Here is an 8,179-nt window from a genome sequence, read left to right as displayed (position 1 = left end):
GACAGGTGCAAATATTATCCTGAAAGCTCTGGAAGCTCCTCTGTTCCGCATTTCTGCAAATGCAGGACTTGAAGGTTCCGTAATCATCAACAAAGTAAGAGAATCCGAACCGGGAATCGGCTTTGATGCTTTGAACGAAAGATATGTAGATATGGTAAGCGAAGGTATCCTTGATCCTGCAAAGGTTACAAGAAGTGCTCTTCAGAATGCTACAAGCGTTGCGTCTACATTACTTACAACAGAATCTGCTGTTGCAATTATCAAAGAAGACACACCTGCACCGGCTGCTAATCCTGGAATGGGAATGATGTAATTTTTAATAAACGATAAAATTATACCGCAGTATGCTCAGATAAAAATAGTATGTTACTGTTCACTCCGTTCACAGTAACATAGCCAAAATTCATTCCAAATTGCCTGTGGCAATGGAATTTTGGCTTGTATGTCTCGGGATTTTGGCATATTCATGCCAAAACACCTCGCGGAACAGTGGTGTGTGAACAGTAACAATAGTACAGGTGGAATATGTGAAACGGAACCGTCGTCATAGACGATGGTTCCGTTTTGTGATATAATGCAGAAAAACAGCATGATGAATAAAATATAATTGTTAAATATGCTGTGCAAAAAAAGCTGCTTTCAACAGCTGAACAAATGAAAAGGAGACGAAACAATGGGCGATTTGTATTCAGAATTACTGGTAAAGAAAGATAAGACGGCTAAAGACAGCCTGCTCAAATACGGTCTGATCGTTTTGACAGTGCTGGCAGTATTTGCCGGACTTATCATCACACCGCTGGCACTGATCATTGCCGTAGCGCTTGGAATTGCATGCTATTTTGTAATCCCGAAAACAGATGTAGAATATGAATATCTGTTTATCAATGGCGATTTTGACATCGACATGATCATGTCAAAGACAAAAAGAAAGAAAGTAAAGAGCTTCAAATTATCAGAAGCAGATCTGGCAGCACCGCTGGATTCCCACAGAATGGACTATTACAACGGAAACCAGAACATGAAAGTACTGGACTTTTCATCAGGAAATCCGGAGCATAAACGCTTTGGTGTTATCACAAGACTGGACGGAAATTTATGCAAGATCATCCTGGAACCGGATGAGGCACTTGCACAGGCTATGAAAAATTCAGCACCGAGCAAAGTTTTTTTGGATTGACATAGAATCTGATTTTTGTTACACTTGTTGAAAATAAAAGGACCAGTTGCTGGTTCCTTTTTACATTACAATAGTAATTTAATTTCATATACGCAAGGGAGGAAATGCAATGGGTACTATCATTGGTGAAGGCATTACTTTTGATGACGTGCTGTTAGTTCCGGCATATTCAAAGGTAATTCCGAATCAGGTAGATGTCACAACTTACTTAACAAAGAAGGTTAAACTGAACATTCCTATGATGAGTGCAGGAATGGATACAGTAACCGAGCATCGCATGGCAATCGCTATGGCGAGACAGGGTGGTATTGGTATTATTCATAAGAATATGTCCATTGAAGCGCAGGCAGAAGAGGTAGACAAGGTAAAACGTTCTGAGAACGGTGTTATCACAGATCCTTTCTATTTATCTCCTGAACATACACTTAAGGACGCAGATGAGTTAATGGCAAAGTTCCGTATCTCCGGTGTGCCGATCACAGAGGGCAGAAAACTGGTCGGAATCATTACCAATCGTGATTTGAAATTTGAGACAGATTTCAGCAAGAAGATCAAAGAGTGCATGACTTCTGAGGGACTGATTACAGCCAAAGAGGGAATTACACTGGAAGATGCCAAGAAGATTCTGGCAAAATCACGTAAAGAGAAATTACCCATTGTAGATGATGACTTTAACTTAAAAGGCTTAATTACTATTAAAGATATTGAGAAACAGATCAAATATCCTCTGGCTGCAAAGGATGAGCAGGGACGTCTTCTCTGCGGTGCTGCGGTAGGAATCACTGCTAATGTACTTGCACGTGTTGATGCACTTGTAAAGGCATCTGTAGACGTGATCGTAATTGATTCTGCACATGGACATTCAGAGAATATTCTGAAGGCTGTACGCGAGATCAAGGCAGCATATCCGGAACTGCAAGTAATCGCAGGTAACGTAGCAACAGGTGCTGCGACAAAGGCTCTGATCGAGGCCGGTGTAGATGCAGTTAAGGTTGGTATCGGACCTGGATCTATCTGTACCACACGAGTTGTTGCAGGTATCGGTGTTCCGCAGATCACTGCTGTTATGGACTGCTACGAAGCTGCAAAAGAATACGGAATCCCGATCATTGCAGACGGTGGTATCAAGTATTCCGGAGATGTCACAAAGGCAATCGCAGCCGGTGCGAATGTCTGCATGATGGGAAGCATGTTTGCAGGATGCGACGAGAGCCCGGGAACATTCGAACTGTATCAGGGCAGAAAATATAAAGTATACCGCGGTATGGGATCTATCGCAGCTATGGAGAACGGAAGTAAAGACCGTTATTTCCAGGAGAATGCGAAGAAACTTGTTCCGGAAGGCGTAGAAGGACGTGTTGCTTACAAAGGACATGTTGAGGATACTGTATTCCAGCTCATGGGCGGTCTCCGTTCCGGTATGGGATATTGTGGAGCAGAAACTATTGAGAAGCTTAAAGAAACAGGCAGATTCATCAAGATTTCTGCTGCATCTCTTAAGGAATCTCATCCACATGATATTCATATCACAAAAGAAGCTCCGAACTATAGCGTAGATGACAAATAATAAATTTCAGGTGTAATATATGCCCCGGCTGGCTGCTGATGGAAAGAAATAAGATTTCCAGGCATGCCGGCCGGGGTATTTTTTGAAGGGAGTAAAATCCCGTAAGAGAAGGTAAAAATGCAAAAGCATATAAACAAAAAGAAAAAAACAGATACCAGAACAGGAAAAACTGCAGCAAAAAAGAAAAACAGCAGGTCGAAAAGACGAAAGAGTAGCAGAGTAAGGCAGAGAAATCAGAGAATTCTTATGAGCCTTATGCTGCTCGTGATCATAGTTCTGATTGGGTGGATTATAATAAATCGGGCCAGTGAAAATGGATGGAGTATTGGGGACTTTTTACATAATTCTGACACGATGATTTCTGATGCGGAACAGTCAGGAACAGATAATGCGGATTCTTCAGGCGGACCGGAACAATGGCAGAAAGAAGGGGCGCCGTACATAGATGTGGAACTGCTGACACCGAATGAATATTCCAGACCGCAGATTCCTATTGAGAGTGTACAGTATATTGCCATTCATTATACTGCAAATCCGGGGGCAACAGCCATTGCAAATAGGAACTACTTCGAGAATCTGGCGACTACTCATGACACAAAGGTGAGCAGTCATTTTGTAGTGGGGCTGGATGGGGAAGTGGTGCAGTGTATTCCTACGTCAGAGATGTCCTATGCGACGAACTCACGTAATGTAGATACTTTGTCCATCGAGTGCTGTCATCCGGATGAGACGGGGAAATTTAATGAGGCAACTTATGATTCGGCAGTGAAGCTTTCTGCGTGGTTGTGCGTGCGGTTTGGGCTTACATCAGAGAACGTGATCCGGCATTATGATGTTACCGGAAAAAACTGTCCGAAATATTATGTGGAGAATCCGGATGCGTGGATACAGATGAAATCGGATATTGCGGCGCAGATTGATGTTGATTATGGTTTGCAGGATGTTCAGTAAAACGAAAATTCAGCACAGTACAAAAAAATTTGCCTTGAAATCCACAAAGAAGTATTGTACTATAATAACAACGTGTGATTTTTTTCACAACAGTGCCTGCATGACTGGCGGAAGTAGGATTACCTACAGGGAGTGCAGCGAGTATATGAGCCGACCGCCTGGGCAGCCTGGAAATTATTCAATGAATAAATAGGTTTCCCAGGCTTTTTTTAACCTTATTTTTAACGAAAAGGAGAAAAATTATGGAAATGTTATCACTGGAAAAAGAACTGAAAGAGAATTCCTATCCTGGCAGAGGAATTGTGATTGGACGTTCCGCAGACGGTAAGAAAGCAGTGACAGCTTATTTCATCATGGGCAGAAGCGAGAACAGCAGAAACAGAGTATTTGTAGAGGATGGTGAGGGAATCCGTACCCAGGCATTTGATCCGTCCAAACTTACAGATCCGAGTCTGATCATCTATGCACCTGTACGTGTACTGGGAAACAAAACAATCGTAACTAACGGAGATCAGACAGATACCATTTATGAGGGAATGGATCATCAGCTTACTTTTGAGCAGTCCTTAAGAAGCAGAGAATTCGAGCCGGACGGTCCGAACTATACACCTCGTATCTCCGGTGTTATGCACGTAGAGAACGGAAAATTCAACTATGCAATGTCAATTCTCAAGAGCAACAACGGAAATCCGGATGCATGTAACAGATACACATTTGCATACGAGAATGCCATTGCAGGAGAGGGACATTTCATCCATACTTATAAATGTGACGGAAATCCACTTCCAAGCTTTGAAGGCGAACCGAAACTGGTAGCAATTCCGGATGATATGGATGAGTTTGCAGAACTTCTCTGGAACAGCCTGAACGAAGATAACAAAGTATCTCTGTTTGTAAGATATATTGATATTGAGACAGGTAAGTACGAAAGCAAGATTATTAATAAGAATAAATAATAGTCACTTACTGAGTACAGATAGTGCTCATAGATTATTGTGAACATAAGACGATGCTTTCGCAGTAAGAAATTATTTACAGGAATTAATTTTAAAATACTTATTTGGTTCATACGGAGGATTTATATAATGAAAGAATTCGAATTAAAATATGGCTGTAACCCGAATCAGAAACCTGCAAAAATTTATATGGCAGACGGATCTGAGCTTCCGGTAAAGATCCTTTCCGGAAGACCGGGATATATCAATTTCCTGGATGCTTTTAATGGCTGGCAGCTGGTATCCAATCTGAAGAAAGCAACAGGACTTCCTGCAGCTACATCTTTTAAACATGTATCCCCTGCCGGTGCTGCTGTAGGACTTCCTCTTACAGAGACTCTGGCAAAGATCTACTGGGTAAATGATATGGACTGGAAGAATTTTTCACCATTAGCATGCGCTTATGCAAGAGCTCGCGGTGCTGACAGAATGTCCTCTTTTGGTGATTTTATTTCTCTTTCTGATGTGTGTGATAAAGATACAGCACTTCTGATCAAGAGAGAGGTATCTGACGGTGTTATTGCACCTGGATACACAGAGGAAGCACTGGAAATCCTGAAGCAGAAGAAAAAAGGTAACTACAATGTGATCCAGATTGAGGAGAACTTTGTACCGGCTCCGCTGGAACACAAAGAAGTATTTGGTGTAACTTTTGAGCAGGGTCGTCAGGAGCTTGAAATCGATGATGCAATGCTTTCCAATATTGTGACAGAGAATAAAGAGCTTACAGAGGAAGCAAAACGTGATATGAAGATTTCTCTGATCATCCTGAAATATACACAGTCCAACTCTGTATGTTTCGTAAAAGATGGACAGGCTATCGGTGTTGGTGCAGGACAGCAGTCACGTGTACATTGTACAAGACTTGCAGGACAGAAGGCAGACAACTGGTTCCTTCGCCAGTGCCCGAAAGTGCTGAATCTGCCATTTAAAGATACAATTTCACGTGCGGAACGTGACAATGCCATAGATGTTTATATCGGGGATGAATATATGGATGTACTTGCTGATGGTATGTGGGAGAAAACTTTCACAGAGAAACCGGAAGTATTTACAAAGGAAGAGAAACGTGCATGGCTGGATCAGATGACGGATGTTACACTGGGATCTGATGCATTCTTCCCATTCAGTGATAATATTGAGCGTGCTCATAAGAGTGGCGTGAAGTATATTGCGCAGCCGGGTGGATCTGTGCGTGATGATGCTGTGATCGAGACTTGCAATAAATATGGAATGGTGATGAGTTTTACTGGTATCAGATTGTTCCATCACTAAGGTGCTGGTATGGGGACGCGCAGGACATTATATGTTTTTGTCCGCGGTTTCGGAGCCTAAGAAAAACTAAGCGCCAGGAAATCTGCTAAAAACATGTAAAAAAATTTCAAACTCGCCGCAAATGCGGCTCAGACAGTGAAATTTTTTTACATAACGCAGATTTCCTGGCGCTAACTTTTTCTAAGACTCCTGCAAATGCGGGCAAAAACATATAATGTCCTGCGCTGGTGTATAGCCGCGCAGCGAAGCGGATTGCGAATATACGCTTGACTCAGGGATGTTAATCAAGGACATTGGCTATAGATGTTATTCGCAGATATGGAATTGCTATAGTTATGGAAAGTTAATAAAAGGGGATGAAAAAAGCATCAGCCTTAGCTGATGCTTTAAGAGCGATAGACGGGGCTCGAACCCGCGGTCTCGACCTTGGCAAGGTCGCGCGTTACCAACTACGCCACTATCGCATTTATGATGTCGGTTGAGTGATTACCTCAGCGACAAAATATATGATACTATATGCAGTGGAGTTTGTCAAATGTTTTTTTATTTATTTTGAAATTTTATATAATGGTTTTATTGAAAAATTATGACTCCCTGAAAAGTGCTGAAATTGGCACTTTTCAGGGAACAATACTTACATATTAAGTTCTTTCATTAATTCTTCCTGAGAAATGAATTCGTGACAGTCAGGGTTGTTTTCGATTTCCTTTAACATTATTAAATCTGTTTCATCGGGTTCAACTTTTTCTATATCTGCGAATGTATCAGGCAGTTTAAAATGTTTTTGAATAATATGCCAGAAGATATTAGCATCTTTATCACTCATAATTGATACAGCACCTATAATACGTTCTTTAACAGCAGTCATAAAATCACACTCCTTTACGAAAAAATATTTATATTTTATCTTATCTTTCGTAAGGCAGAATAGAATTCTGATAATTTTACTATAGCATATAGAAATAATAGAAGCAATATAGTTTATGAAGATTCCGTGAAGGATGGGGTGGAAAATTGCAAATTGGGAGGGGGTGTGCTATGATAGGACAGACGGAGAGAGACGATAAAGGAGTTGAGGCTCAGTTTATGAAGAAAAAAATTTTAGCATTATTAGTTTGTAGTATGCTTACTTTATCAACAACAGTTTCTGCGGATATTCTGGATTATGAGGGGACAATTAATGCTTATAAGCAGGATAATAAGACACCGCAGACCTTTGAGATTGATAATGGAAGTGGAGAGAAGGTAACTGCAGTTGCCAAGTCAGATAAGGTTTCTGTTTCTGCAAAGGCGACTTATATACGTTCTATGCCAGGGAAAAACGGAAAGAAGCTTGCAAGAGTGTATCTTGGTACCGGTGTAGAGAGAGTGGCCGTATGTGATAATGGCTGGAGTAAAGTGACTTATGAGAAAAAGAGTAAAAAGGGTACGGAAAAGATCAGTGGCTATGTGCCCACAAAACATATCAATGATAGTGATCAGGTTGCTCAGGCAAGGGGAACTTTTACAGCACTGAAGGACAGTGATATTCTGGATTATCCGGGAAAGAAGGATGGACAGATAGTAGGTGAGGTCATTCAGGAGGATGAAGTGAAGCGCCTGGCTACAGTGAACGGCATCTGGAGTCAGATTTACTATAAAAAAGAGAATGGAAAAAGAGGTATTGGATATATTCCAACCAGTGTTCTGGAGAATACAGCAGCAGAGGAGAATACGGAAGAGTCAAAGGTCGCTAAAGTAGACGGCGAAGAAGCTGGAACGATTCATAAAAGTGAGGGCAAAGGCGTTTTTGCAGAGGCTGTGGATGGTGTAACTGCTTCAAAGGGAGAGTCTGTGGATGGAGTGAAGGTGGGAACTCCGGTAGCTGTGTCTTCAGATGCGTCACTGGTTCCGCTGGGAACCTTTAAGATTACTCATTATTGTCCCTGCAGTATTTGTTGTGGCCCTTGGGCAAATGGCATTACTTCTACAGGGGTGACTGCTACGACAAACCGTACGATTGCGGTGGACCCTACACAGATTCCATATGGATCTAAGGTTGTGATCAATGGACAGGTTTATGTTGCAGAGGACTGTGGTGGTGCGATTAAACATAATTGTATAGATATTTATGTTGCTACCCATCAGGAAGGGGAGGACAAAGGGGTATATTATACAGATGTTTATTTGTTAAAGTAGAAAATAAGAAAGAATTTAACCGAATCAAGTAGCAAA

Annotated in this window: 8 protein-coding genes, 1 tRNA gene and 1 riboswitch; of the genes, 7 read left to right on the top strand and 2 right to left on the bottom strand. The window is 41.5% G+C overall.

Going from position 1 to position 8,179, the window contains the following annotated elements; genetic code table 11:
- From AC075J_RS06500 to AC075J_RS06475, 6 genes are all read left to right on the top strand, one after another.
- A partial coding sequence (locus AC075J_RS06500) for a TCP-1/cpn60 chaperonin family protein (protein ID WP_476390158.1) occupies nt 1-313 on the top strand: 313 nt, incomplete at its 5' end.
- A gap of 360 nt (nt 314-673) precedes the next feature.
- Nucleotides 674-1,177: a DUF6106 family protein gene (locus AC075J_RS06495; RefSeq protein ID WP_022380754.1), complete on the top strand. Its 504-nt coding sequence runs from the start codon at nt 674-676 to the stop codon at nt 1,175-1,177.
- Between the two features lie 109 nt (nt 1,178-1,286).
- A complete protein-coding gene (gene guaB, locus AC075J_RS06490) occupies nt 1,287-2,744 on the top strand; it encodes an IMP dehydrogenase (protein WP_008705695.1) in 1,458 nt (485 codons plus the stop codon).
- Nucleotides 2,745-2,990: 246 nt separating this feature from the next.
- Entirely contained in the window at nt 2,991-3,695 is a 705-nt protein-coding gene (locus AC075J_RS06485) for a peptidoglycan recognition protein family protein (RefSeq protein WP_082433172.1), read from the top strand.
- Between the two features lie 90 nt (nt 3,696-3,785).
- A riboswitch (ZMP/ZTP riboswitch) is annotated at nt 3,786-3,866 on the top strand.
- 71 nt (nt 3,867-3,937) lie between these two features.
- On the top strand, nt 3,938-4,651 hold the full coding sequence (locus AC075J_RS06480; RefSeq protein WP_008705693.1) for an IMP cyclohydrolase: 714 nt from the start codon (nt 3,938-3,940) through the stop codon (nt 4,649-4,651).
- 129 nt (nt 4,652-4,780) lie between these two features.
- Nucleotides 4,781-5,965: a phosphoribosylaminoimidazolecarboxamide formyltransferase gene (locus AC075J_RS06475; RefSeq protein ID WP_118521304.1), complete on the top strand. Its 1,185-nt coding sequence runs from the start codon at nt 4,781-4,783 to the stop codon at nt 5,963-5,965.
- A gap of 391 nt (nt 5,966-6,356) precedes the next feature.
- On the opposite strand, the gene AC075J_RS06470 is transcribed toward AC075J_RS06475, so the two are convergent.
- Nucleotides 6,357-6,429, bottom strand: a tRNA-Gly gene (locus AC075J_RS06470).
- Nucleotides 6,430-6,599: 170 nt separating this feature from the next.
- Nucleotides 6,600-6,833 carry a hypothetical protein gene (locus AC075J_RS06465; protein WP_008705688.1) on the bottom strand — a complete coding sequence of 78 codons (234 nt, stop codon included), beginning with the start codon at nt 6,831-6,833 and terminating at the stop codon, nt 6,600-6,602.
- Nucleotides 6,834-7,003: 170 nt separating this feature from the next.
- Between AC075J_RS06465 and AC075J_RS06460 the strand changes: the two genes are divergently transcribed.
- On the top strand, nt 7,004-8,143 hold the full coding sequence (locus AC075J_RS06460; RefSeq protein ID WP_173698195.1) for a 3D domain-containing protein: 1,140 nt from the start codon (nt 7,004-7,006) through the stop codon (nt 8,141-8,143).
- Nucleotides 8,144-8,179 lie beyond the last annotated feature (36 nt).

The organism is Blautia sp. ZXY-1-C6 (assembly GCF_056339875.1).
Note: the sequence above shows the minus strand (reverse complement) of the source record. Positions and strands in the feature narration are given on the sequence as shown.